Below are 26,162 nucleotides of genomic sequence, written 5' to 3'. Positions count from 1 at the left end.
CTTAACAATTCAAACAAAATTCCCAACAAATTAAAACACTTTACAGCGACCTAATCTGTCAGAGCGGCGCATTATAGACACCTCTCATTTTGAATCAACTACTAATTTCAATTTAATTTAAATAACTTTAAATCAGATCAAAATCGCCTACAAACAGATCACCTTAACAAGCAGCTTGTTCGTTGGAGCGGCGCATTATAGGTATATCAATTTTTGAAGCAACCTCTAATTTCAATTAAAACAAAATAAACCCAAAACAAGTTTCAAACAGCACTATAAAGGTAGCTTTAAAAGCCGACGTAGCCCGATAGGCAAAAAAGGTTCATCTATTTTTTACCGCAAAGGAGACTTTACCTTTTATTTACACTACTATTTACAACGTCATTATTAACGCTAAATACTTAAAATTGCGAGACTATAAAGGAAGGTTTCAACGCAATTTGACCGCCATCTAAAATACTTATAAACCCCATCAAATGGGAGTTAAGGTAGGATTAAGGTTGCAAACGGTACTATTTTAAGGTATTTATGCGTTTAATTTTTATACATACGTTTTTCATTTACACATTAAGGGCTTTAAATTTGTTGTCAAAAGATCGAAATAACATCGTATATAGCAATAAAAGCTGGAACGATGTTACAAACAAATATGACTTACTAGATGACCTTGAAATAGTTATCAAAAAAGAAAGTTCAGAACCTGTTGCTGATAATAACCTCGCACCTGTAAACCATACATCATGGTTATCAAGATCTGCCGTATTCATAGCTTTAGTAGCTGTGATTGGAAATATTCCTGTGCAGTCACATTTAATTAAAGATGCCCATGCGAACTCAACTGTTAAAACATTTGAAATTATCCCTACTGAAATAGATATAGCTAATAATTCTTTAGATAGCTCTTCTAAAGCTATTCAACTAGCCTCATCAGAAGACAGCCTTCAACTACAGGACATTGGCAATATAGAAGATTTACTGCAAGGTGAGGATATCCTTGAATCAAAGGAGCTTCAACTACCTGCAAGAGCCTTAGAAACTTATGCAGGTCAGGTTAACACCGAGAATACCAGTAAATGGGTTACTTACCACGTCAAATCCTACGACAACATTACTAATATATTCTATAAAGTTGGTCATCAGGCTCTTCTTAAAACACTCAAGCAAAACAAAGAGATCTATAAGCAAATAGAAAAGCTTAAAAGTGGAAGCATTGTTCGCGCTAACTCTGCTAAAGGAGAGCTATCTAATTTAGTATTTACTCATCCGAATGACAGCAAACGTAGTTATGTTATTTCTAAAAACGGCGATGACTATCAAGGTACCTGGAAAAACGATGTATTTGAAGTACGCCAAGCTCGCGCCAGCTTCACTATAGAAAATGGATTGTTTTTTGACGGCAAAAAAGCAAAAGTAGACAATAAAGTCATCAAACAACTTGTTAAAGTTTTTGACTGGGATATCGACTTTTCTCATGATGTTCGTGTCGGCGACAAAGTAACAGCCGTTTACGAAGAAATTTTTCATGATGGCGACAAAGTAGGTACACAGAACCTTCTTGCTGCTGAGTTCATCAATAAAGGTCGTCAATTCAGATCTATTCGCTATACCTATGCAGATGGTAAGTCTGATTACTTTACCCCTCAAGGTAGAGAGATGAAGAAAGCGTTTATCCGTACACCTATCGAACATGCCAGAGTTTCTTCACACTTTAATCCTGGAAGATTTCACCCGAAACTTCATAAAATCCGCGCTCACAAAGGCACTGATTTTGCAGCGAGAACGGGCACACCTATCATGACAACTGGTAATGGAGTGGTTAAATTCCTAGGAAGAAAAGGAGGTTACGGTAAGACTGTTATCATCCAACATCGAGATGGTTACACAACAACTTACGCTCACATGTCTCGTTACAAGAAAGGCTTAAAAGTTGGAGATAAAGTATATCAAAGCGACCTTATCGGCTACGTAGGACAATCCGGTTTAGCGACTGGACCACACTTACATTATGAATTCCATCAAGACAAAAAAGCCGTTAACGCAATGACCGTTGCTTTACCTAACAGCATGTCTCTTTCGAAATCTGAACTTCAAGATTTCCGCAACAAGGCTGTAAACCTGGTATTACAATTAAACGTATTACATCGTTTTGTTGAAGCAGACATAGAAATAGACAGCGCCATTGGCGGTTAATTTCTCTATTCTTAGTCATTGTTAATGGCTAAGATTGACTACTATATTGGACTTATGTCTGGCACCAGTTTAGATGGTGTCGACACAGTTCTAGTGGGTTTCGATCAACTGAAACCCACATTAATAGCTTCTTACGTACACCCCATAGAATCTAACCTTAGAGAAACACTCCTCGAAACCATTCACCCAGAATGGAAAGGTACACTTGTCGATATCGGCACACTCAATCAAAAGCTCGGCAGATTGTTTGCAGATGCGAGTTGCGCATTGATCAAAGACAATAATATCGATAAGAATACGATTACTGCGATAGGAAGCCATGGACAAACACTTTGGCATCAACCCTTAGGTGAACATCCTTTTAGTCTCCAGTTAGGAGATGCCAGCATTATTGCCGAACAAACAGGCATCACTACTATTGCAGACTTTCGAAGTCGTGATATCGCCGCTGGCGGTCAAGGCGCCCCTCTTGTCCCCGCATTCCATAAAGAATTACTGTCACACCCCGATAAAAACAGAGTAATACTCAATGTTGGGGGAATTTCTAATATCACGATACTTCCCTCTTCCACATCTCCACTCATGGCGAGTGGTTTTGATACAGGCCCTGGAAACGGTTTATTAGATGCCTGGATTTCGAAACACAAAACGAGTAGTTACGACAAGAATGGGGATTGGGCAAAGTCAGGCTCTATCAACGAGACGCTATTAGAATTACTACTATCAGAACCCTATTTTGCTTTACCGTCACCCAAAAGTACCGGCAAAGAACTTTTCAACCTGACGTGGCTAGAGAACTTTATCGGTGATCAACTTCATCAGGAAAAACCAGAAGACATACAAGCCACGTTAACAGAGCTAACGGCTAAATCTATAAGCGACAATGTTATTGATTGCGACGAGTTGTATATTTGCGGCGGGGGTACACACAATAGCTATCTTATCGAGCGATTAAAACACCATTTACCTGATACCGTAATAGACTCTACAGCCAAACTAGGCATTGACCCAGACTGGATGGAAGCAATGGCTTTTGCATGGCTTGCGAAACAAGCGCATGAAAACAAGACAGGAAATCTTCCTTTAGTTACCGGCGCGAGTGGAGAAAGAATCCTCGGTGCGATTTACCCAGCATAATACTGGCTTAAAAACCAAAGCCACCCCCCACCTTTGGGGCAGTTTTTTAGATATCGATTGTTATATTATCAATCAAACGTGCTTTACCCAGCCAGGCAGAAACCAGAAGAACTAAGCTCTTAGAATCAGCGTCTGCAACCGATAGATCAGCCGCATTGCGTACTTCGAAGTAATCCGTATTGAATCCCTTATCGTTCAGAGCCTGAATACTTTCCGCTTGAAGAGCGAGATAATCCCTTTCTCCACCTAAGATTTTTTCCTGCGCCTTTTGCATTTGCTGATATAACTTTGGACCTGTGATATTTCGTTGCTCATCATCCAGATAATTATTACGTGAACTCATCGCCAAACCCGTCTCTTCTCTTGCGGTTGGCGCAGCAATGATTTCTATACCAAAGTCCAGATCACTTTCCATACGACGAATAAGCATCAATTGCTGAAAGTCCTTTTCACCAAAAACTGATATATCCGGGCGTACCAAATTAAATAACTTCGCAACAATGGTAGCCACACCAGAGAAGTGACCAGGACGTGAGTCGCCTTCTAAAATTTCACTGATACCGTCAACTTCAACACGAGCCGCACTTCCCGCAGGGTACATTTCTTCCGCAGTAGGGAGAAATACTAAATCAACCCCTTCGCTTTTCAATAACGCCAAATCACTATCCAGTGTTCTCGGGTAAGCCGCCAAATCTTCTGCCTTATCAAACTGAGTAGGATTAATGAAAATAGATACGACGACACGATCTGCAATTTCTTTAGCTTTACGCACCAACGACAAATGACCATCATGCAAATTACCCAAGGTAGGAACAAAAGCAGTGGTCTCATTTCTTGCTCTGTAACCACGCATTACTACTCTTAATTCGTCTTTATCATTTGCTTGTAACATGAAATAGGCCTTTAGTATTTATTCTATAATGTATTGCCACCCCCCTACTTTGAGGGCGTTTTTTTATTTAGTACGTTTAATTTAATTAAAAGAAGCACTGATCATCAGTAGGAAAAGACAAGTCACGCACCGCATCAACATATGCTTTAATCGCTTCGGGAATGCCTCGACCGTCTTTTAAGAAGTTTAACGAGAACTTGGGTGCCAAACTTGATATGCCAATCATATCTTGCAGTACTAAAACCTGCCCATCACAACTTCGGCCAGCACCTATACCAATAGTTGGAATTTCCAGCTCTTCTGTTAACTGTTGCGCCAAATCGACGGGAACACATTCCAAAACTACCGCATCAGCTCCCGCATCCTGAAGTGCCAATGCATCAGATAGCATTTGCTTGGCCGCATCATCTTCTCTTCCCTGAACTCGATATCCACCAAGTTTATGGACTGTTTGCGGCGTTAAGCCAATATGTGCACACACAGGAACACCATGCCGTGTCATGTGACGCACCGTATCAAGCTGAGCTTCTCCACCTTCTAACTTCACAATATGCGCTCGACCTTCCTGCATTAAACGTGCTGCATTGCCAATCGCCTGATCAGGATTGGTGTAACTCATAAAGGGTAAATCTGCCATAACAAGCGCACGCTTAGTTTGGGGCTCAACAGCTCTTGAATGATAGATAATGTCATCCACACTTACTGGCACCGTAGAGTCATGTCCTTGCATCACCATTCCCAGAGAATCGCCCACTAAAATAACGTCGACTCCTTGCTCATCGACAACTCTTGCAAAGCTCGAATCATAAGCAGTTAGAGAAACAATTTTCTCGCCCTTGGATTTCATTTCACGAATAGTTCTTACAGTGACGCGGTTAGGCATGATCAAGCTCCATGATGTTATTTTTTTCGATATCAGATAAATTGTTTATACAGTCTTCAATTGTAGTCGATTTATCAATCGTCAAATTATCTTTAGTGTCTTTAATGAGATCTCGCAGTGGATACAAAACAAACGAACGCTCGCAGATTCTTGGGTGTGGAACAATGAGGCGTCTGCTATCGATTTCTTGATCACCATAAAAAAGTAAATCGAGATCCAGCGTTCTTGCACCCCAGCGTTTAACGCCCTCTCTCACTCTGTCATTATCATTTTCGATTTTCTGCATTGCGTCAAGCAGAGTTTCAGGGTCGAGCGTTGTTTCTACAGATACTGCGCCATTGAGATAGTCAGGTTGATCTTGAGGACCATGCGGCTTGCTTTTATAAAAGCGGGAGATGATTAAACTGGAAATATGCGGATTGTCATTCAAGTCTGAAATGGCTTGCTGCAGATAAGATAAAGAATCACCCATATTACTACCTAAGGCGATATAACAGCGTACAGGTTTTTTAGAAGGTTTAACCAATGATTCGAATTTCTAACCTTAGCTCTTTACCAAGGAAACCTCTAGGGTGACTAACCATTTTTGCGGCGTTTGCTTCTGCTTTTAGATTTACCGGGTGACGCAGCCAGACACATGGCTTTTTTCTCTGCGGCATCGACTTCCTGAATCAAGGTCCACCATTCACATTCTTCTTCTGGTAGTTCTCCGGCACGCACTCTAAGGCACATAAAATCATAAGCAGCACGGAAACGCTTATGCTCTAGAAATCTGAGTACTCTTCGTTCATTTTTGAAGGTGAATAAGCCCTGAAGCGTCCAGATTTCACGAGTCATATTGCTAAATCTTCGAGGCACCGAAATACACTTAACTTGCTCACCAAAAGCATCGGATGCTGCCAAATGCACAGATTGCAAGGCGGGATTGCCCAGTTCGCGGTACATAATAGAACCTTCACGAACACGTTTCCACAACATCACAGCAAACAGAAACGCGGGAGTTACGGGCATATCAGCCCTGATTCTTTTATCGGTATTTGTAAGAGCGGCATATACCAGCTTGGTATAACTGCCTTCATTACCATCATTGTCCATGTCTTCATTTAGGCTTTTCTCAGCCTGCGGGAATAAATATTCCAGCAAATGATATTCACGCAGTAGCTCTAGCGTTTTAATCGCCTGACCACTGTGGAAAAGCTTTAACGCTTCATCAAACAAACGAGCTGGGGCGATATTACCCAATAACGAAGAAAGTTCTCTTATCGGTGCTTCTGAGGCAGGCTCAATGCTAAGACCTAGCTTGGCAGCAAAACGTATCGCTCGGATCATTCTCACGGGATCTTCACGGTAACGGACGACAGGGTCACCAATCATTCTAAGCTGGCGTTTTTCCAAGTCCTCCATTGCACCGACAAAATCTAACACCTCGCCTTTCTGCAAATCGTAGAAAAGCGCGTTAATGCTGAAATCTCTACGATAAGCGTCTTCTACGACAGTGCCGTAGACATTGTCATGAATGATTCGACCGTGTTGGCCAACCTGACCTTTGTCGCTATCATCATGAGGCGCGCGAAAGGTTGCCACTTCAAAGTATTCACGACCAAAATGGACATGAGCCAATCTAAAGCGTCGACCAATAATTCGGGTAGAGGGGAGAACTTCTTTTACTTGTTCAGGAGTTGCGCTGGTGGCAATGTCAAAATCTTTGGGATGAAATCCCAGAAGTAAGTCACGTACTCCACCACCCACCAGATAGGCTTCATAACCAGCATCAGTCAAAGACTTCAAGATTGTACGGGCTTTTTTGTCGATTTCTCGAGGGTTAATACCGTGCTCGCTTGCGGGTATTTTGGTGACTGAACTCATTCTTTATTAATTTATTATTTCAACTATGAAAAACGCCATAAGCTTAGCATATTAAGTGCAATTATTAGCTAAATACATTACTAAAAGTTAATAAATGTGGCCCTTAGGTGAAAATTTAAGCGTTTAATCATGCATAAAGCACCACAAACGTTTAATCCTAAAGTCACCCCCCTACTTAGGGGGCGTTTTTTTACTCATTCATCTCGCTAGTAATTATCTACTGCATTTTATTTTTAATGCATTGGCCCAATCGTTTTATACCTTCACGAATGGTTTCTGAATCTACCGTTACATAACTAAGACGCATTGTATTTTCTTTGGGCTCACCCACGTAAAACGGATGACCCGGTACAAAGGCAACCTTCGATTCCAGCGCGTCATCAAATAATTCCATTGACGACATCCCTTCCGGCAAGGTTACCCATAAAAACATACCACCATCAGATGTTGCCGTTGTGACGCCTTCTGGAAAGTATTCTTCGATAGCAGAAAGCATTGCATCCCTTTGTTTCGAATACAGTCCGATGATTGTTTCCAAATGCTCATCAACGGAGTTATCTGTTAAGTACTGACTCATGACTAACTGAGAAAAGTAATTGGTGTGTAAGTCCGAAGCTTGCTTTGCAATAATCAATGAATCCATTAACCATTCAGGTGCGACAATCCAGCCAATTCTAAAAGACGGTACAACGACTTTCGAGAACGTGCCCAGCATAATGGTGCGATCAGGAATCAATGAGTAGAAGCTTTCTTTTTCTTCCCCTGAGAATCGTAATTCCCCATAAGGATCATCTTGAATCAGCAGCGTATCGTATTTATCAATAGTCGCTGCAACAGCTTCTCTATTCTCTTGTGAATATGAAATACCCGTCGGGTTCTGAAAGTTTGGTACCGCATAAACAAACTTGGGCTTTGAGCTTTGCAGCACATTTTCCAGCTGCGCTACATCCATCCCATTATCATTCACTTCTACGGTTAACATATTCGGCTGATACAAAGAGAACGATTGAATTGCACCCAGATACCCCGGGTTTTCGATGATTATGTCATCACCTTCATTGAGCAATGCTTTTGCAATTAGATCAAATGCTTGCTGAGAACCATTGGTAATTAAAATACTCTCTGGTGAGACATCTATGCCCTGCTTTTCTTTGTAACGCTGTGCAATCAAGTTACGCAACGAGAGATCGCCCTCGGTATTACTATACTGCAATGCTTTTGCGCCATTTTGCTCTAGGACTTTGGCACTGGCCTGTGCGATATCACTAACAGGAAAAAGACTCGCATTCGGCAAGCCGCCGGCAAAAGAAATAATATCCGAATGATTTGATACTTTTAGTATCTCGCGAATAAAAGACTTGGGAACACTTTTAATTCTATTTGATAATAAATGACTATTTTTTTCACTCATAGAGCTCACCTTTAAATACTGTCGTGGCATGTCCTGCAATACTGACTCTGTCGCCCACTAATTCGACCTGCAATGCTCCCCCACGTTTGGATAACTGTAAAGCATTCATTTGCGTTTTATTCAATCTTTCTGCCCAAAAAGGCGCCAGCGAGCAGTGTGTCGACCCTGTTACCGGATCTTCGCTAATACCAACATTCGGGCTGAATACGCGAGACACGAAATCAACGCTATCACCACGAGCTGTTACGATCACATATTCAGCATCTAAAAGCTCTAATTGTTGTATATACGGCGCTATGCTTCTGACCGCTTCCTCATTCTTCACTTCTACCAATATATCTTCGCCTGTTTTGTAGGTATTAAGAATATCGCAGCCCAGCGCCATTTCTAGCCCAATCGGCTCTTTACATTCATTGGAAGGCTGCTGTGGGAAATCAAGACTTATTAGAGATTCACTGCGTACCACTTTTAATTCACCACTTTTTGTAGCGAAACGGATAGCCTGACCATCCGAGATTATACCTTCGGACCATAAGATGTGTGCCGTAGCCAAAGTTGCATGACCGCATAATTTAACTTCTGTCGTGGGTGTGAACCATCTTAAAGAATACTGTTCCCTATCCATCTCTTCAGCAAAAGCTGTCTCTGGTAGATTCATCTCCTCTGCCAGACTTTGCATCCACGCATCTGTTTGCGCATGTTCTTTCGGGAGAATACATACTCCGGCTGGATTACCGCTGAATTGTTTATCGGCGAACGCATCCACCTGAAATATATTAATCATTCTTTAACCTTATTATTTCTTCTAACTAAGCAACTAACTCACCAAGTCGTCAGCAAACGCTGGTTTGCTTAATTTGCGCATCAATATACTATTGTGTCATATTAGAATACAGATTCAATATTTTAAATTTGATACGGTACAGTTTACATAGCTTATATCTGTACCTATTCTCATACCGAGAAATAACATGACAACCCGCTACCAACAAGTTGCTGATCATATCAGTGATCAAATTAAAAATGGTCTACTCAGGGCAGGCGAAAAAGTCCCTTCTGTACGTCAGTGCTCAGCGGAAATGGGGCTAAGCATTTCTAGTGTGATTCGTGGCTATGAACTACTTCAGGATCAAATGCTCATCGAGCCCCGTCCGCAATCAGGTTTTTATGTTCGCTCTCAATTTGAAAAAAATGATCCTCCTGATATCAGCAAGCCGACGCCTAAACCATCAGATGTCAATATCGATTCACTTGCAGTAACGCTAATGCAAACCACGCAGGATGAAAACGTAATACAACTGGGAACAGCACCACCTTTTACCGACGTACCTTCTGTAAAAGCGCTGAATCGCATTATGACTAAAGTCATCAGAGAAGAGCCTAATATTGCGGATTATGACACTCCCGCAGGTAACGAAGATTTAAGACGGCAAATTGCCAGACGTATGATAAACGCTGGGGTGAACGTTCACCCAGATGAAATTGTGATCACCACAGGTTGCCAGGAAGCAATAACATTGTGCCTGAGAGCAGTTACTAAAGCGGGCGATACAGTAATCGTGGAATCACCCAGCTACTTTGGCACCTTAAAAGCGATTGAATCTTTAGGGCTAAAAGTACTGGAAATTCCTACTCATGCCGAACAAGGAATGAGCCTGAGCGCGATACAAGATGCCATTGCGCAATGGGATATTAGTGCCTGTGTGCTCACACCTAATTTCAGTAATCCATTGGGTTACGTTATGAGTGATGAAAAAAAATCAAAACTTAGAAGTCTACTTAAAGCCGCCGATGTTCCGATAATTGAAGATGATATTTACGCAGAACTAAGTTACAACACGCAACGCCCCAAAGCGATTAAAGCCTACGATGAAAAAGGAATGAAGAGCAATGTATTGCTCTGTTCATCATTATCCAAATCACTTTCTCCTGGCTTAAGAATTGGCTGGGCCATTCCTGGTAGATGGTTAAGTGAGGTTACCCAATTAAAAGTGTGTAACAGCATGGCTGGCGCAACTGTACCCGCTAAAACTGCGGCTCGTTATCTTGAGTTAGGTATTTTTGATCGGCACTTAAGACAAATGCGCCGTCACTACAAAGATCAGAGAGATTACTTTCTACATCTTGCCACGCTTCATTTGCCGAAGAATATTAGACTGACGCATCCTGAAGGTGGATATGTCATCTGGCTAGAACTGGAAGAACATATTGATAGCATGAAACTCTATGAAGATGCCAAACAAGCACAAATCAGTATTGCCCCCGGTCCTTTATTTTCAGTGAGCGGAGAATATAAAAATTTCATACGCATCAATTATGGCAAAGCCTCTAAAGATCAATTAGAGAAAGCCATGATCATATTAGGTCGAATCATTTGTAACAGTGCTTAGTATCAGTAAAAACTGATTTTTTAGAATAACAATAGATAATCATTGCCACCCCCCTACTTTGAGGCGTTTTTTTAGAGTTCCCATTTATCTGATCCATTTGATAGCAACCGCACACTTCGCTAAAATTTGCACACCAAATAAAAACTAATAAACAATGATAATAAAAAATAATTACCTAATAGGTTTGATGGCTCTTCTACTATCTAGCCCGAACTATGCTGATAGCGTCAATAAAAAAGAAGTCTATTCATTTCAATCCAAAGATGGCACAACGGTATTCACTGATAAACGCCCTGCTAAAGCCAGTCAATACAAGACACAAACGATTGAAGCGATAGCACCAAGCGCTAGTAATACTAGCAACCATAACGTTACTCATTACAATAACTCGACGCAAATCAATCACACTCAAACCATTGTCTACGAAAATCAGAATTCGATAAAAAAGAAAAAACGTAGTAATAAAAAGCATGGAAAAGGGAAACACAGCTTAAGTCGCTGCCAACGTTACAAAGAAAAACTGGATGACTACTCAGAGAAAATGAGAAGTGGTTATACAAATTCCGAATATAAAAAATTAGAAAAAAATCGAAAGAAATATAAGAATTTACTGTTTAAGCACTGTGATACCAAAACATTCAGTGAATAACTAAACTCTTAAGCCACCCCCCTACTTTGAGGGGGTTTTTATTGAAATGATCGACTAACCTGTAACTAGACTACAAGCTCTGTTCCATCCAGTGGACATACAATAGCTTTCGCCACCTCGACATCCTGCGGGAATTCCTGAGCAGAAATCCATACTTGATTAATCACGTTACTAACATCAGGGAGTGCACGCATGGTTGCGTTTGTTCTTAATTGATCGAAGAAGGCAAACGGCTCATCAAGGAAAATAAACTGTTTTTCATTACCTGAGTTTTTCGCTAATTCTTCTGACATTGCCATTCTTAATGCCAACATCACCTGACGTTGAGTGCCTGACGATATCTCATCAAAATCCATATAGTCTTTCTTTTCGTCAGAGTAGATTTGTACACTAAAGTCTTCAGCAATTCTAACTTCGCTATAACGGCCTTCCGTAAATTTAGGCAGAGTATTTGCCGATATGTCGGAGATATTCTGATTGAAAAGCTCGACTGAATCTTTAGCTGCTCGCTGCATCAATCCGATTGAAATATTTTGCACATCAATACTGTATTTACACTTATCTACAACTTTATTTAGACCTTGTAAGGTTGAACGTAAGTTTCCAGCTTTGTCTGAACGTTCTTTTTCAGTCGCTATATCGACCAGTAATTCTTTACCTAGATCTTCTATTTCGCCATCCTGCTTCTTTAGCGAATCCGTTAATCTTGTTACAGCCGCGGTGATCTCTTCAGTATCCGCTTTGTAGCCAGTAGTACCTTCCGCTAACTGCGAAAGGTTATTAAACTGCTCTCTGGGAGGGAGAATTTGCAAGGTAGATGGCGCTTCTTTTCTTTCATGCAACATTTGCACTACACGCTCAGGCAGTAAAGTTTCAACCAGTGTTGTCACATATCTATGGCCTTTTTGTAGTGCGCCAGCGAAACCTTCTGCCTCTTCATCCAGCCTTTTCATCGTTGCCTGAGAGTTCTTACGAACAAGCATCGTTATTAAGTAACCAACCAAAGCTACTATAGCGCCCGGCAGTAGCCAACTATCAGCGAGACCGTTATACAGTGAGACATTTTCTTCAGTCATCGAAGAGGACAAAAACTCCATTAAAGAGTCTTTAAAGTAAGTATTTAAAACCCACAGCACCCACAGAATAAAGGCGATTGGGAACAGTAATTTACCTAAAAAAGAGAAGGTCCCATAGGCTTTTCTTGCGCTATGAAAAGCACCGTAATTGTTTGAGTAAAGCTCACCGTTTTCATTCAAATGGCCAACTAATTTTTCTCTATCAGACTGCTCATTACCAAGTGTTTCTTCTGCATCAATCAGTTCTGGCAACCAGGTTTCATCGAGTTGAATAACATCCAACTCTGCCTGAGTAGTTTCTACCTGAGGCATTAATTCATTGATTGCCTCTGCGTTTTGAATATTGGATTTTTCAAAATCATCGGTTATCTGAGCATAAGCACCGATACCTGCCATTTGCTTAATGGTGCTGCTTTGCGGGTCTGGAGAGGTTAGTTCTCTTTGAGCGAGGTAAAACGAATTAGCAAACGCATCGTAATCAAAGCCTAGTATTTTAGGGAGCGCTTCTGCAACCTCTTCTATACCATCAATTTTATAATTTTCTTCTCTATCATTTATTTTCTGTAAAGTTGCCTTGGATACACCTTTACGGTCAACACTGCGGCTCAATTCGTAAGTATCGTCATCACCAGCGATAAAATTTATCGTGACATCAGAATCATCGGATCCCCAAGAAACAAGCTTGCCCAGATTTTTTTCATCGAGAAAAAAGGTTCTGCCAAAAAGGGCAAAACAGATTGCTTCGCCTATGCTGGTTTTTCCAGATTCGTTAGAGCCAGCGACGGTAATTACGCCGGATTCAGGAATATCGGTGACTTCGAGTTTATGGTATTTGCGAAAGTTTGTAGCAATAAGAGATTTAATCAGCATGGAATAATTCCTCTACTGAAATAGAATCATCCAATTTTTGAAGCACGAGCTTAACGGCATCTTCATACTTATCCATATCGAAATCTTCTTTTTCTGACTGCTCTTTTACATCTTCTTTACAGAATTTAGCGAAGCGTTTTGCGGCTCCTCTAACACTGTCTGTCTTTAACCAACGAAGTTCTAATTCAGCCGTCATGTAATTTCTCCAATTACTAATTCATCAGAATAATGCCCACATCAAAAAGGACAAGTTATAGCCATTGTAGTGAAAATAATCGAAAATACAAACGGCAATAAAAAAGCCCCTAGCGACAATGTCCCTAGAGGCTCATAGAAAGGCTAGTATTACTATTAGCCTTTCATATTATTGAAAAATTCTTCATTTGTTTTAGTTTTTTGCAACTTATCAAACAAGAATTCCATTGCTTCCACTTCTTCCATTGGATGAAGGAATTTACGCAAAATCCAAAGACTCTGAAGCTCGTCTTCACCAACCAGTAACTCTTCACGACGAGTACCAGAACGGTTGACATTGATTGCAGGATAAACACGTTTCTCAGAAATCTTACGATCAAGATGTAATTCTGAGTTACCTGTGCCTTTAAATTCTTCATAGATAACTTCGTCCATTTTTGAACCAGTATCTATCAGTGCAGTAGCAAGAATCGTTAAGCTACCACCTTCTTCAAGATTACGTGCTGCACCAAAGAAACGCTTAGGACGATGTAATGCATTCGCATCCACACCACCTGTTAATACTTTACCTGATGAAGGCACTACGGTGTTGTAAGCACGAGCCAAACGAGTAATGGAATCTAATAAGATGATTACGTCTTTCTTATGCTCAACAAGGCGCTTTGCCTTTTCAATAACCATTTCCGCTACTTGTACGTGGCGTGTTGCTGGCTCATCGAATGTTGATGAAACAACCTCACCCTGAACCATGCGAGACATCTCCGTAACTTCTTCCGGACGCTCATCAATAAGAAGAACAATTAAGTGGGCATCTGGCTGATTTGTTGCAATGCTTTGTGCAATATTTTGTAGCATCATTGTTTTACCCGCTTTTGGCGGAGCAATGATTAAACCACGTTGACCTTTACCAATCGGAGCAACAATATCGATAACTCGGGCAGTAATATCTTCGGTACTTCCGTTACCACGTTCCATACGCATTCTTTCGTCTGGATGAAGTGGTGTCAGGTTTTCAAATAATAATTTGTTACGTGCGTTTTCTGGTGGCTCAGTATTGATTGTATCTACTTTAAGCAGTGCGAAATAACGCTCGTTATCTTTAGGTGTACGTATCTTACCCGCTACGGTATCACCAGTTCTTAAACCAAAACGGCGTATCTGACTTGGAGACACATAAATATCATCCGCTCCCGCAACGTAGTTACTGTCGCTAGACCTTAAAAACCCAAAGCCATCCTGTAATATTTCTAAGACACCATCTCCGTAAATATCATCGCCTTCTTTAGCAACAGCTTTCAAAATGGCAAAGATTACATCTTGTTTACGAGCACGAGACATTCCATCAACGCCTTTTTCTTTGGCAATTGCTAGGATTTCAGGAGGTGTTTTTTGTTTTAATTCAGTAAGGTTCATAGGTGAGATATAAGATAATTTAGAATAGGTTTAGATAAAGAATAGTTGTTTTAGATTTAGTGAAGTTTTTCGTTTAAGTACACAACATCGATTGATTAAATTCTATGGCTTTGCCATATCAAGTTTATTGAATGAAAGAATTTTTTTCGATATGAAATTTTAGAAAAATAAAATAATAAGTCTATTATTAAGTGTTTGATTTATAAAATATGCTTGTATTTTTAGCCTGAAATGGCAAAACAAGGAGTACAGTTTCGAACAACTGATACAAAGGTATCACGTGAAAAAATATTAGTCCAGCTTTAAGAGATAAGCTGGACTATGAAAAAAACTATTTAGATATTCTGATCTAAAAATGCTGTTAGTTGTGATTTGTTTAATGCACCAACTTTTGTCGCTGCTACTTCACCATCTTTGAATAGCATTAGTGTTGGAATACCACGAATGCCGTATTTAGGTGGGGTATCACCGTTATCATCAATATTTAACTTAGCGATAGTTACTTTACCTTCGTATTCTGCTGCTAACTCTTCAAGAATTGGCGCTACAGACTTACAAGGACCACACCACTCAGCCCAGTAATCAACTAAAACGGGGGTGCTACTTTTTAAAACATCTTGTTCGAATGAATCATCACTCAGGCTTACAATACTCACTTTTGCTTCTCCAGCGTTATTCTTTAGTTAGCCAATGCTGTTTACAACATTGCCTTAACTAACAGTGTAAAACCTGATTATCAGGTCTAAATAAAATAATTCAAGTCCAATCTTTCTATAAACCAATAAAAAGCAACAACTGCAGTGGCTAACGAAGCAGGTGTCGTAATTAAAGACTTGTACCAACGTTTTTTACTAAACCACAAGCCTATCAACAAAAATGCCGCCAGGATAATGGTTAGCTGTCCAATTTCCACACCAATATTGAAACTAATTAGTGCTGTTACAAAAGCATTCTCTGGCATGCCAAAATCAGATAATACACTAGCAAACCCAAGACCATGCAATAAACCAAATAAAAAGACTAACACCAGTCGACTGTTATTCAGACGTTTAGCAAAGACATTCTCTATGCCAACATAGGCAATGGATAAAGCAATTAGAGGTTCAACAATGTTGGCGGGTAGGTTTATCACGCCATTCATTGCCAAGCCTAAAGTCAATGTATGCGCCAACGTGAACATTGTGATTTGCAATACAAGTGGTTTGAATGCTGTTCCAAAAAGAAACAACCCCAGGATAAAAAGAATATGATCCAAACCTTTAGGGAGAATATGCTCAAACCCTATAACAATATATGAGAATATCGTTTGATAGAGCGGTTTCTCTGCAACTATCTCCGTTAATGACATGGCCTCACTAGGCTTATCATTTTTTAGCCATTGCCATTGTGACCAGTGATATTCTTGTTTTGCTTCGTTTACCTGCTTTAAACGAACTGCATTATCGCCAAACGATGCAGGGTAATACCACGTTAGAGAATTAGCAGAACTGCTTAAAAGGCCTGATAGCTCAATAAGACTAATACGCGGCACTTTGGTATAACCGGGCTCTGGAATCTTTACATTTTTAATATTCAAACTAACTTTACGTTGTTTGTCATCTAACAACGAAAGCTTTTCTAAGAATGGTCTTTTAAAACCCTCAAATTCAGCGAGTAATTCGCCAGACTCCATTTTACGTAAAACATCGTATTCATCTGCATTTGGCGCATCTTGAGTATTTTTGTAACGACCATCTATACCCGTTAACAAAGCTTCAATACTGGCACGTATTTCTATATTCACCTGCCCCTTCTCATTAACCACTATTTCTATCAGAGCAGGTTTAACCACATCGGCAGCTGTGGTTAGTGGCAATAAAAACAACAGCAATGCAAATAAACAACAGATGGGTTTTCTAATAAATAAGATCATCAGGGAGTGATTAAATTTGAATTATGGAAATTTGGTTAAAACGAAGACACAAAAAAACCGAGTTAAACTCGGCTTTCTTGTGTTTTAAAGCCGAAAGCCTAGAAACGAGGACCAGCTGTCTTAGCTAACTCAGCTTGCTTTAGCGATTCTTTGCTTTGCATTACAACAATATTCGCCAGCTTTATAGCTTTCTTTTCCTTACCATCTTTCGCAGCTTCTTCGGCTTTCTTTATGGTCTTACCCATATCACGCCATTCCATACCCACTGCGGCTGCTTCCTTTTGTGCTTTTTTAGCTGCATCAATTGCATCCTGAGCTCCACCAGCCATTGCTGTTGAACTCAAACCTAGTACTAATGATGCTAATAAAAATTTAAATTTCATAAATATCTCCAATAGTAGTCTGGTTTACTTTCTAGCGCCTGGTCCGTTTAGCTCAAGACCATTTGACATGACTGCCTGGAAGTATTCCAAAGCCTTGTATTCATCACTTTGAGCTTTGAAAGGCTTTGCTCTGATATTTTTATTACAACCACCGTAACGACGATGCAAAGTACCCATTTCTCCCCACTTGGTTCTAAATACCGGGAAGTGTGTTGGATGGCCTAGAGCCGGACTCAATAATTCACTACGAACCTTGCGGTTGAAGTTGTATACATGGCAGTCAGCACAGGCTAAATTTAATTGACCACGTTTAGCGTAGAAAAACTTCTTACCTTTGTCATACCAAGCTTTTGCTTTATCTGTTTTTGGGTGCACATCAACCTTTTTGCCACGACCTTCGTAGGCAATATAAGCAGAAACTGCAGCAATGTTGCCTTTTTTCCATTTATAAGGTTTTTCACCATTATCAGTTAGACATTTATTGATATCGCCTTCCAAGGTAACAATAGTGTCTTGAGCTTCATCATGATAAGGATACTTTGCGCGAGTACCACTAATGTCTTCACCAAAACAACTTGCGAAAGACTTGCCATTTTTAAACGGCTTTTCCCAGAGTTCTGTACCTTTGTCTATAGCAAGTTCATACGGAGGAAATTCTTCTATTTCTATCCATTGCTCACGAGAGTCTGCATCTAATGCATAAACACCATTTTGAAAGTCTTCAAATTTCACATCCGGTACAGCTTTTTTAAAATAGCTTCTAAATGCTTCTGTATCTTCAGCTGGCGTTGAAGCCTGAACTGTAACAAATGGCAAAGCAATTATTAACAAAGCCACTGATGAAATCAGTTTTTTCATTTTTTCCTCCTAGCTTAAATATAAGAATGTCTCACTCTTGTTAAGCAAAGCAAGACATCCAATTTATTTTCTTCTATTTTTTACCGACTTCTTTTTCTATAGAGTCGCTTTTACCCATATTGTCTGTCCAGGTAAGTTTTACCTTGTCACCTTTCGAACCAGCGTAATTGAATGAGATAAAAGGGTTTTTAGAAACCGAACCACTCCAATCTGCTGTCAAAACTGTTTTGCCATTAGCTTCAACTTTTACTTCAGTGATGTAGTGAGCAGGGATTTTATCTCCTGTCTTCTTATCTTTACGAAGACCAGTTTCCATAGGGTGCGTAATCAAAGCCTTTACCTGAACCTTGCCACCTTTTTCTTTTGTACGTAGTTTGATTGTAGATTTTGCCATGATATTAGCCTCCGCAGCCGCCTTTAGTTACTTTCACGTTGGTTTTTGCTGTATAGAATTTATCACCAGCTTTAACAATAGCGATAACATCTGTTGTCATACCCATTTTAAAGCGTGACTTAACAGCAGCCTCTGCTCCTTCGCCAATCATATAACGAGCGGCAAATGGTGTGGGATTGGCCGCAGTTAAAGAAATAATTTCTGTTGTGCCTTCAATTTCAGATGTTATTCCAACAGGCACTACCGCACCATTCTCTGCAATTTCAGGGGCTTTAATTTTAATCTTGTCAGATTCTGCAGCATCAGCTGCACCCAACATCGTCAGTATCTCATCTACTGACTTTGCTTTAGCTAAATCCGCACCCACAACTGAAGCAGCGAATACATTGCTTGAGCCAAGAATGCCAGAAGTAACCGCAACACCAGCAGCGCTTGCTACTAATGTGCTTTTCAAAAAGCTTCTACGTTTCATTATAATTCCTCATATAAGGTTTAAAGTTTAAAAGTTTGTTTTTACCAAACAAACCTGATCTCTAATGATTGTCTACATGCCTATCTATTACAGGCTATGTACGAAGTCGGTAATTAAATCGATTTCTTTTTCCGTTAGGATGCCATGAGTGCCGAAAGGAGGCATGATTGTGTTTGGGTTTTTAGCACGCGCATCCGAGATTTGCGCTTTAAGCACTGCTTTATCAGGGAAACGTGCTTTCATCGCTATCAAGGGAGGACCAATATTTCCTGGCTGGTCTCCATCTGACATCATATGGCACGCTAAGCAATTTCCTTTCTTAATACCAAAAGCTAGTTTCTTGCCTTTCTCCAGAGCACTCTTGTCATCAGCAATCGCTGTAGGTGCGATTCCCAGTACTCCTGTTAGAGCCAATGCAGATACGGCAATTGACAGTACGCGAAAAGTCTTTCGCATGTTTGACCTCCTAGTTACTTTACTTTCTCTAAATTTTTTTTATAGCATTATTGTATTTAAGCTAAAGAATAGCTCATTCTAAAAAAATTAGTTAAATTTTTAATAGTCTCTGAAACGAAGTTATGAATAGATAATCAGCAGACGGTTTCAGGTGGAAATACAATAAACAATTACCTGACTTTTGGTATTAGGTGATATTGCTATTTATATAGTGGTTTTCCACTAGCTATTAATAAAACTTAAACTTAACAGCCATATTGACCATAAATAACATCACTATTTTTCCTATTTTACACCAGCAATTATGCCACATCTCTACGGCATAATTTTAAATGATAACCCTATCAATTTTTTAATAAAACGTATATTTCTTTTTAAAGTCTTTTAATAATTGACCGTTTTTCTCTTTCAACTTTATAAGTTACCTTGGACATCCCATTTCACAATATAGTGTTATGTAAGCTAATTCCTACCTTTCAAAAGGCTAAAAGTTTACTTTCTTTAAGGATTCTACCGAGATCATGCCTCCCCTCCATTACGTATAGTTATCACATTGTTGCTTTGTAGCTCAATTTTTCAAAAAGCAATATGACATCCAGGCGCAGTGAGCATTTAACAACTGGATAATTCTTTAACTTAACAAGAACTATATGGAGAAATAATGACTATCAAAAACAATACAAAGAACATGACAATGGGTAGCGCAGTAATTTTGACTAGCGCTCTAATGGCAACTTCAGCACATGCAGTAGAAGGTGGCTTTGCACAATCTACCAACGGCACAGCTTTGGTAGACGGATCAGGAAAATGTGTTACCTCATCCCTAGGTAATACATTAAGAGACTGTATTCCTACTGCAGCTCCGATAATAGAGCCACCGCCTGTGGTAAAAGCAAAACCACCTGTGAAAGCTCCCGTGGCTGTTTATGTTGCCCCTAAACCTGTCATAAAACGAGCACCACCAAAACCTATCGTTAAAATTCTTACACTTAATGAAACAGGTGGTTCAAATTTTGGTTTTGATAGCGATAAACTCAGCGACAAAGCAATGATGGAGCTCAATAATTTTACGGGTAATATCAAGGCCTCAAGAGTATCACCAGATCGTATAACTATAGTTGGCCATACTGATAGCATAGGCTCTGAAAAGTACAATAAAGACTTATCCGTAAGACGTGCAAATTCAGTTGCAGACTATTTATCAAGCAACGGCATGAACAGAAATATGATGAGTGTTTCTGGTAGAGGTGAGTCACAGCCGGTTGCAAATAACAGCTCTAAAGATGGACGCGCTCAGAACCGTCGAGTTGATATAACGGTAACAGGTCAGGAAAAGGTAATAATCAAAAAATAAGAGTTATCATTCTTTATTTAAAGCCAGATTTATATCTGGCTTTTTTTGTGCACGATTTAAAATTCTATAGAACGATAACAAAAAAAACGCTGAAAGGGGGGTGCAAGGAGGGGGGGCTCTTTTGATTTTAAAATACAGATCTATCTTGAATTAAGATGAAGATGAAACACCCACAAAAAAGGCCCGTAGCGTAAAACACTACGGGCCTTTATGTATTTGGCTCCTCGACCTGGACTCGAACCAGGGACCAATAGATTAACAGTCTACTGCTCTACCAACTGAGCTATCGAGGAATTGTTGGTAATTTCTGATGATCAGTTGATCAACAGAGGCGCGAATTTTACTGTCTGATTTTAGTGTGGTCAACTACTAATTGACTAAAAGTAGCACCTTTTTTTAAGATGTTATAAATGACGCCGCTTTTTTGATCACATTGATATCTGCACCAGCCTTATATGCGTTTTCACTAATGTGTCTGCGCCACGCTTTTGCGCCCGCTTCACCGGTGAATAAGCCCAAAATATGGCGGCTCATGTGTTTTAAATTAGCCCCTTCTGCCATTTGCTTTTGCATATAGTCTATATACGCTTCTAACACTTCATGCCTTGTAAGTGGGGGGGTGTCATTTTCTCCATAAATGCGCTGATCTACATCAATCATCATATAAGGGTTGTGATAAGCCTCGCGACCGATCATCACACCATCGACATGCTCCAGATGTTGCTCAGTTTCATCGAGTGTTTTAATTCCGCCATTTATAATAATTTCAAGATGTGGGAATTCTCGCTTCATTTGATACACAAGTTCGTAATTAAGCGGCGGCACGTCACGATTCTGTTTTGGGCTTAAACCTTTTAACCAGGCTTTGCGCGCATGTACGAGAAATGTCTCACACCCTGCTTCTGAAACGATAGATAAGAAACGATGCAAGCTTTCATATTCTTCCATCTCATCTATGGCGATGCGGTTTTTTACAGTAACTGGAATATCTACCGCAGCCTGCATAGCGTGGACATTTTCGGCAACTAATTCTGGCTCAGCCATCAAGCATGCGCCAAATGCACCGTTTTGTACGCGATCGCTGGGACAACCGACATTGATATTAACTTCGTTGTAACCTTCGTCTTCTGCCATTTTGGCGCAAAGTGCCATCGCTTTTGGTTCACTGCCACCAAGTTGCAATGAAACGGGGTGCTCTTCTTTATTGAATTGCAAATAACGTTTTGCATCACCATGAATGAGCGCACCTGTCGTGACCATCTCGGTATATAACATTGCACGTTTAGAGAGCAAACGAAGAAAGGTACGCTCATGCCTGTCTGTCCAATCCAACATCGGTGCAACGCAAAAACGTCGATCAGAAAATTTAGCTATGGAAGAAGATACAGACAAAGTTTTTACCCAGAAAAATCAGGAAATTATGATATGCTTCTGACCTTTTGTAAATCTCAGGTTACAACTATGTCAGGTTACAACTATGGACGTTGGTGAATCAATCCAGACAGGGAACTGGATAGCCTTATTTACTTATATGGGCTTTAGTTTCTTTGCAGGCTTTGTTATTGGCTATGCAACTCGCACCTTTTTGAAGTTTGTATTTTTCATTTCAGGCACTGTTCTTATTTTATTATTTGCGTTGCAATACGCTGATTTAATTCATGTTAAGTGGGAAGCGTTTGAAAACGTTTATAACGGCTTAATCGCATGGATTTCTCCACATCTTGGTGGACTAAAAGGCTTTATTACCGCAAACCTTTCCTCTGCAGCAATGGCAAGTTTGGGATTGTTTTGGGGCTTTAGAAGAAAGAGTTAATACAAAAAAATACCTTAAATTAGGGCTGGCTTAGTATTTATAATACCTTCAAACCTAGTTTAAACTCCGCACATCTTAGATTCCTTATGGAATCTAAGATGGACTTTTCTGGCTCTTGGTGAGCCTAGAAAAGCCACCCCCCTACTTTAAGGCACTTTTTTATTCTGATGCGAATTACTTAGCGCTGACATTTCCCACAGTAAAAAGTAGAACGCTGTCCTTGTGTTATCTGCTTAATCGTTGACTCACAGTTATTACACCGTTCACCCGCTCTTCCGTAAGCATTTAATTCTTGCTTAAAATACCCCGGCTTACCTTCCACCTGCACAAAATCCTTCAACGTCGTTCCGCCTTGCGCTATCGCTTTAGTCAACACTATTTTGATTTGCTCTACCAGTTTTTGATATCGCGCTTTAGAGACTTTACCCGCTTGCCATTTGGGTGATATACCTGACATAAACAACGATTCACAGGCATAGATATTGCCTACACCGACAACTACATGGCCATTCATAATGAATTGTTTGATGCTCATGCTACGACCACGAGATACTTCGTATAAATAGTCAGCGTTGAAATCATCGCTTAAGGGCTCAGGGCCTAAAGAGCGAATCAGCTTGTGTTTGAGTGGGTTTTGCTGCGTCCATAAAACTGCACCAAAACGTCTGGGGTCATGCAGCCTGACGGTTTTACCCGTATCCATAATAAAATCGACATGATCATGTTTTTCTGGTGCTAGACCATCATCGACAATGCGTAAACTTCCAGACATGCCTAAATGGATAATCGCCGTACCCGCACTGGTTTCTAACAGAATATATTTGCCACGACGGCGCACAGATTCGATCAGTTGCCCTTCCATTTGCGCTATGTCTGTTGGCACAGGCCAACGTAGTTTTGGCTGACGGACTACCACTTTAGCGACGGTTTGTTGATGCGTGTAAGGCTTGATGCCTTTACGCGTGGTTTCAACTTCGGGGAGTTCTGGCATAAATCCTTTATTTCATTTCTAGCGGTTTAAATGAAGAGGCACCTGATTCAAGTAACCCTGAAACAGTTTCTGAGATGAGATACATCTTATCTCCTTTAAGCACATAACGCTTTTGTGCGACGTCATTATAGTCACCAAAAACCAACTTCACTCCATTAAAGCTAACGCTGAGTGTATCTTTATCCAAACCGAAATCTGCTAGATTCTTATCAGCAATGTCGTAATGGGTATCCGCATTTTCGGATAACAAGGTAAACAGGTGCCTGACTTTTTCTTCATCCGCATCAAACTGTTCGGGCTTGGTTACCTTCCATTTCCCTTCTGTATTTTTTAGGACAACGTCTTCTTGCCCTTCAACATGGATGACGATATCTGTTGCTTCATCACCGATACTCGTATCGTAAAGCGTTGTATACAGTTCTTTTTCATCTTCTCGCAGTATGATAAAGGCGGCTAACGCAGCGACAACAATCAACAAGATGAAATTTTGAACAAGGCGTTTACTGTTTGGGCTTAGCATTTCTATTATCTACTACTGCTTTTTAACTGCGGGCTTTTCGCCTTCTTTGGTGACTGCTTTTACAGGTTCTGCCACACCGTATGTCATCACCATTCTATCTTTGCTTGCGGGTGATTGCAGTGTGAATGAAATATGCTTTAGCAAAGCCCCAGCCTGATCATAGATATACACCTTGTTACCAATTTTGGTATATACGCAGTCTCGCATCTCGTGCGCATCAACTGGGCTTAGGTATTTATAATTACACTGACCATTTGGGTCAAAACCAAACTCCATACGGAAACGGCTTGGTGGAAATTGTCTACTGCCTTTTACCCTGAAAATATTAGGCGTTTTCTGACCATTCTGCTCTTCGAAAGAATGCACCCAGTGTGCATAAAAATTGGTGTTTGTTGGGATGCTTGCTGCTCCCCCACTCGTTGTATCCCCTGAACCTGCGCACGCAGTTAACACAAATGCACCTAAGAGAACTGTCATTTTCTTCACGGTATTCTTCATTCTGTTTCCCCTTTTTTATTTAACGTTTATCCAGCTTTCATTTAGCAATGCGATAAGCCTTACTTTAAGACTAGCATTTTAAGATTAGCGTTTTCTTCGTTTATGCCAACGTAGCGTCCCTATTAATAAGAGCAGTAGCGGCAAGCCCAGCCACAACACTGCTAAACCTATTCTTCCGGCAGTTGATAGGTTTAAGCTAGTCCCTGGCGCAACTTTGGCTTTTATTGACAATAGGTCATCATCAACACTCAACCAATTAAAGATATTGCTCGCCAACTCCAGGTTACTGCCCTGACCGATATAGCTGTTCAGCATAAAGTCACTATCACCAACCACCAGAACACGTTGTTCTTTTATTTGTTTGTTTTGCATTGCTTGCTTAGCTTCCTTTTCGTCATCATCTGTTTCAGACGGGGAAGCCTCATCGCTAAGATCAACATCGCGCGTTAATGCCATCGCAATATCTAATGGCCCGGGTTTATCTGCATCATCGTCGAACTTTACATTACCTTGAATATCACCAGATTCCATCCAGCTTGTTGGTAGTGTCGTGAGTAACGGTTGATATTGCCACCCCCCCACTTTGGGGCCATTTTCTGGATCTCTGCTTTTGATGGATTCATCTCGTTCAATAGGCGTAGCGAAAGGAAATAAGGTGTGCGCCGCTAACTTAGTCGTTAACGCTGATGGCCCATAATCAATAATTGCAATCGCCGCCGGATGTTGAATACCCAGCATTTCCTGTAAAGCGGTGTTCGCATCCAACAAAGTACCTTCGTTCATTTCCAGACCGAGTTGCTGTTCGATGTTATCTAAACCGTGCAAACTACCTGGTTCGTGTAGCCATAGAAGATTGCCGCCCTGCTTTAGGTATTCAGCAATGATCTTAACTTCGCCTTCTAAAAATTCTTTTTGCGGTGCTGCCAATACAACGAAGCTCGCATTTTGCGGCAGGCTTTGGGTACGAAGAATATTATGCGGCTGCAATAAGAAGCCCTTCTGTTCCAGCACTTTTGCCAGATTAGACATTCCCGTTGATTTGTCGCTGTATGGCGAACGTTCGTTATGCCCTTCAACGAAAACCACTAAGCGCGGCTCTGTTCGGGAAAGACGCTGCAATACATCCAGCATGGTTTGCTCATCAACCGAGTTAACTTTCTCGCTGTTTTCTCCAAGCCTAACTAATAACTGGCCACTGTAATCAATACCATCTTGCTTTGCTCGCGCAGGATCGAGATCAGGATTGATGATCTCTAACTTGATATTGTCGTTGTACTTTTTGTATTTATCGATCAACTGTCTCAAGTTGGTATGCACCACTGCATCGTCAGGCACATAAGCAGTCAGCAAGATTGGTTTATCGATTCTTTTAAGAAGCTCTTGTGTGGTTTGGCTTAATGAATTTCGCTGAGTTTGGGTGGCATCAAAACCTTTATGATAGGTTTTTCCAAGCCACGCCAGCAAGCCAATAATAACCACAAATAGCACAGAGAAAATGACGTTCTGGATGCGTAAGGCGATATGAGATTTATTAGACAT

Annotated in this window: 27 protein-coding genes and 1 tRNA gene; 6 read left to right on the top strand and 22 right to left on the bottom strand. The window is 40.5% G+C overall.

Translation table 11 applies throughout. From position 1 onward, the window contains the following. The first annotated feature begins 585 nt into the window (after positions 1 to 585). Together OO007_RS05575 and OO007_RS05570 are read left to right on the top strand one after the other, a co-directional pair. A complete protein-coding gene (locus OO007_RS05575) occupies positions 586 to 2,190 on the top strand; it encodes a M23 family metallopeptidase (protein ID WP_325808039.1) in 1,605 nt (534 codons plus the stop codon). Positions 2,191 to 2,214: 24 nt separating this feature from the next. After that, positions 2,215 to 3,327: an anhydro-N-acetylmuramic acid kinase gene (locus OO007_RS05570; RefSeq protein ID WP_325808038.1), complete on the top strand. Its 1,113-nt coding sequence runs from the start codon at positions 2,215 to 2,217 to the stop codon at positions 3,325 to 3,327. Between the two features lie 46 nt (positions 3,328 to 3,373). Here OO007_RS05570 and panC read toward each other — a convergent pair whose 3' ends face one another. The 6 genes from panC to OO007_RS05540 form a co-directional block, all read right to left on the bottom strand. Further along, positions 3,374 to 4,219, bottom strand: coding sequence for a pantoate--beta-alanine ligase (gene panC, locus OO007_RS05565; protein ID WP_325808037.1), 846 nt, complete (start codon positions 4,217 to 4,219; stop codon positions 3,374 to 3,376). Positions 4,220 to 4,304: 85 nt separating this feature from the next. Continuing rightward, positions 4,305 to 5,102, bottom strand: coding sequence for a 3-methyl-2-oxobutanoate hydroxymethyltransferase (gene panB, locus OO007_RS05560; RefSeq protein ID WP_325808036.1), 798 nt, complete (start codon positions 5,100 to 5,102; stop codon positions 4,305 to 4,307). Beyond that, positions 5,095 to 5,628: a 2-amino-4-hydroxy-6-hydroxymethyldihydropteridine diphosphokinase gene (folK, locus tag OO007_RS05555; protein WP_325808035.1), complete on the bottom strand. Its 534-nt coding sequence runs from the start codon at positions 5,626 to 5,628 to the stop codon at positions 5,095 to 5,097. The genes panB and folK overlap by 8 nt, the downstream gene beginning before the upstream one ends. A gap of 50 nt (positions 5,629 to 5,678) precedes the next feature. Beyond that, the gene (pcnB, locus tag OO007_RS05550) at positions 5,679 to 6,968 is read right to left on the bottom strand and encodes a polynucleotide adenylyltransferase PcnB (protein ID WP_325808034.1); all 1,290 of its coding nucleotides are present in this window, start codon (positions 6,966 to 6,968) and stop codon (positions 5,679 to 5,681) included. Between the two features lie 217 nt (positions 6,969 to 7,185). Beyond that, complete coding sequence (locus OO007_RS05545; RefSeq protein WP_325808033.1) at positions 7,186 to 8,379, bottom strand: aminotransferase-like domain-containing protein; 1,194 nt, start codon at positions 8,377 to 8,379, stop codon at positions 7,186 to 7,188. Further along, positions 8,372 to 9,163, bottom strand: a complete 792-nt coding sequence (locus OO007_RS05540; RefSeq protein ID WP_325808032.1) for a PhzF family phenazine biosynthesis protein — start codon at positions 9,161 to 9,163, stop codon at positions 8,372 to 8,374. Before OO007_RS05540 ends, OO007_RS05545 begins: the two co-directional genes overlap by 8 nt. A gap of 187 nt (positions 9,164 to 9,350) precedes the next feature. Here OO007_RS05540 and OO007_RS05535 point away from each other — a divergent pair, with 187 nt between their 5' ends. Further along, positions 9,351 to 10,769: an aminotransferase-like domain-containing protein gene (locus tag OO007_RS05535; protein ID WP_325808031.1), complete on the top strand. Its 1,419-nt coding sequence runs from the start codon at positions 9,351 to 9,353 to the stop codon at positions 10,767 to 10,769. 187 nt (positions 10,770 to 10,956) lie between these two features. Further along, positions 10,957 to 11,418, top strand: a complete 462-nt coding sequence (locus OO007_RS05530; RefSeq protein ID WP_325808030.1) for a hypothetical protein — start codon at positions 10,957 to 10,959, stop codon at positions 11,416 to 11,418. Between the two features lie 65 nt (positions 11,419 to 11,483). Here the strand turns inward: OO007_RS05530 and OO007_RS05525 are convergent, their stop codons facing one another. From OO007_RS05525 to soxX, 10 genes are all read right to left on the bottom strand, one after another. Continuing rightward, complete coding sequence (locus OO007_RS05525; protein WP_325808029.1) at positions 11,484 to 13,364, bottom strand: ATP-binding protein; 1,881 nt, start codon at positions 13,362 to 13,364, stop codon at positions 11,484 to 11,486. Then, positions 13,354 to 13,560 (bottom strand): hypothetical protein, encoded by a 207-nt coding sequence (locus tag OO007_RS05520; protein ID WP_131904999.1) that lies wholly within the window; start codon positions 13,558 to 13,560, stop codon positions 13,354 to 13,356. The genes OO007_RS05525 and OO007_RS05520 overlap by 11 nt, the downstream gene beginning before the upstream one ends. Positions 13,561 to 13,715: 155 nt before the next feature. Continuing rightward, positions 13,716 to 14,972: a transcription termination factor Rho gene (rho, locus tag OO007_RS05515; RefSeq protein ID WP_131904998.1), complete on the bottom strand. Its 1,257-nt coding sequence runs from the start codon at positions 14,970 to 14,972 to the stop codon at positions 13,716 to 13,718. Between the two features lie 335 nt (positions 14,973 to 15,307). Next, the gene (gene trxA / locus OO007_RS05510) at positions 15,308 to 15,622 is read right to left on the bottom strand and encodes a thioredoxin TrxA (RefSeq protein WP_425545145.1); all 315 of its coding nucleotides are present in this window, start codon (positions 15,620 to 15,622) and stop codon (positions 15,308 to 15,310) included. Between the two features lie 92 nt (positions 15,623 to 15,714). Next, the gene (locus OO007_RS05505) at positions 15,715 to 16,884 is read right to left on the bottom strand and encodes a HupE/UreJ family protein (protein ID WP_325808028.1); all 1,170 of its coding nucleotides are present in this window, start codon (positions 16,882 to 16,884) and stop codon (positions 15,715 to 15,717) included. Positions 16,885 to 16,982: 98 nt separating this feature from the next. Continuing rightward, entirely contained in the window at positions 16,983 to 17,267 is a 285-nt protein-coding gene (locus tag OO007_RS05500; protein WP_131904995.1) for a hypothetical protein, read from the bottom strand. A 24-nt stretch (positions 17,268 to 17,291) separates the two neighbouring features. After that, positions 17,292 to 18,125 (bottom strand): sulfur oxidation c-type cytochrome SoxA, encoded by an 834-nt coding sequence (gene soxA, locus OO007_RS05495; protein WP_131904994.1) that lies wholly within the window; start codon positions 18,123 to 18,125, stop codon positions 17,292 to 17,294. 73 nt (positions 18,126 to 18,198) lie between these two features. Further along, the gene (gene soxZ, locus OO007_RS05490; protein ID WP_131904993.1) at positions 18,199 to 18,519 is read right to left on the bottom strand and encodes a thiosulfate oxidation carrier complex protein SoxZ; all 321 of its coding nucleotides are present in this window, start codon (positions 18,517 to 18,519) and stop codon (positions 18,199 to 18,201) included. Between the two features lie 4 nt (positions 18,520 to 18,523). After that, positions 18,524 to 18,991, bottom strand: coding sequence for a thiosulfate oxidation carrier protein SoxY (gene soxY / locus OO007_RS05485; protein WP_131904992.1), 468 nt, complete (start codon positions 18,989 to 18,991; stop codon positions 18,524 to 18,526). Between the two features lie 87 nt (positions 18,992 to 19,078). Continuing rightward, positions 19,079 to 19,447 carry a sulfur oxidation c-type cytochrome SoxX gene (gene soxX, locus OO007_RS05480; protein WP_131904991.1) on the bottom strand — a complete coding sequence of 123 codons (369 nt, stop codon included), beginning with the start codon at positions 19,445 to 19,447 and terminating at the stop codon, positions 19,079 to 19,081. A gap of 661 nt (positions 19,448 to 20,108) precedes the next feature. Between soxX and OO007_RS05475 the strand changes: the two genes are divergently transcribed. Then, positions 20,109 to 20,801, top strand: a complete 693-nt coding sequence (locus tag OO007_RS05475) for an OmpA family protein (protein WP_325808027.1) — start codon at positions 20,109 to 20,111, stop codon at positions 20,799 to 20,801. 217 nt (positions 20,802 to 21,018) lie between these two features. Here the strand turns inward: OO007_RS05475 and OO007_RS05470 are convergent. Next, positions 21,019 to 21,094, bottom strand: a tRNA-Asn gene (locus OO007_RS05470). Positions 21,095 to 21,197: 103 nt separating this feature from the next. Beyond that, the gene (gene dusA, locus OO007_RS05465) at positions 21,198 to 22,193 is read right to left on the bottom strand and encodes a tRNA dihydrouridine(20/20a) synthase DusA (RefSeq protein WP_325808026.1); all 996 of its coding nucleotides are present in this window, start codon (positions 22,191 to 22,193) and stop codon (positions 21,198 to 21,200) included. 85 nt (positions 22,194 to 22,278) lie between these two features. Between dusA and OO007_RS05460 the strand changes: the two genes are divergently transcribed. Continuing rightward, positions 22,279 to 22,614 (top strand): FUN14 domain-containing protein, encoded by a 336-nt coding sequence (locus OO007_RS05460; RefSeq protein WP_131904983.1) that lies wholly within the window; start codon positions 22,279 to 22,281, stop codon positions 22,612 to 22,614. Positions 22,615 to 22,792: 178 nt separating this feature from the next. Here the strand turns inward: OO007_RS05460 and mutM are convergent, their stop codons facing one another. The 4 genes from mutM to OO007_RS05440 all read right to left on the bottom strand — a co-directional run bounded on the left by mutM (position 22,793) and on the right by OO007_RS05440 (position 26,162). Next, the gene (gene mutM / locus OO007_RS05455; RefSeq protein WP_325808025.1) at positions 22,793 to 23,605 is read right to left on the bottom strand and encodes a bifunctional DNA-formamidopyrimidine glycosylase/DNA-(apurinic or apyrimidinic site) lyase; all 813 of its coding nucleotides are present in this window, start codon (positions 23,603 to 23,605) and stop codon (positions 22,793 to 22,795) included. A gap of 7 nt (positions 23,606 to 23,612) precedes the next feature. After that, positions 23,613 to 24,125 (bottom strand): DUF4340 domain-containing protein, encoded by a 513-nt coding sequence (locus tag OO007_RS05450; protein WP_325808024.1) that lies wholly within the window; start codon positions 24,123 to 24,125, stop codon positions 23,613 to 23,615. Between the two features lie 12 nt (positions 24,126 to 24,137). Next, the gene (locus OO007_RS05445) at positions 24,138 to 24,623 is read right to left on the bottom strand and encodes a hypothetical protein (RefSeq protein ID WP_131904980.1); all 486 of its coding nucleotides are present in this window, start codon (positions 24,621 to 24,623) and stop codon (positions 24,138 to 24,140) included. An 84-nt stretch (positions 24,624 to 24,707) separates the two neighbouring features. Continuing rightward, entirely contained in the window at positions 24,708 to 26,162 is a 1,455-nt protein-coding gene (locus tag OO007_RS05440) for a GldG family protein (RefSeq protein ID WP_325808023.1), read from the bottom strand.

It is taken from the genome of Cocleimonas sp. KMM 6892 (assembly GCF_035798195.1).
GTDB classification, from domain to species: Bacteria; Pseudomonadota; Gammaproteobacteria; order Thiotrichales; family Thiotrichaceae; genus Cocleimonas; species Cocleimonas flava.
The sequence above is the reverse complement of the archived record's forward strand: the minus strand, read 5'-3'. Positions and strand labels throughout refer to the sequence as shown.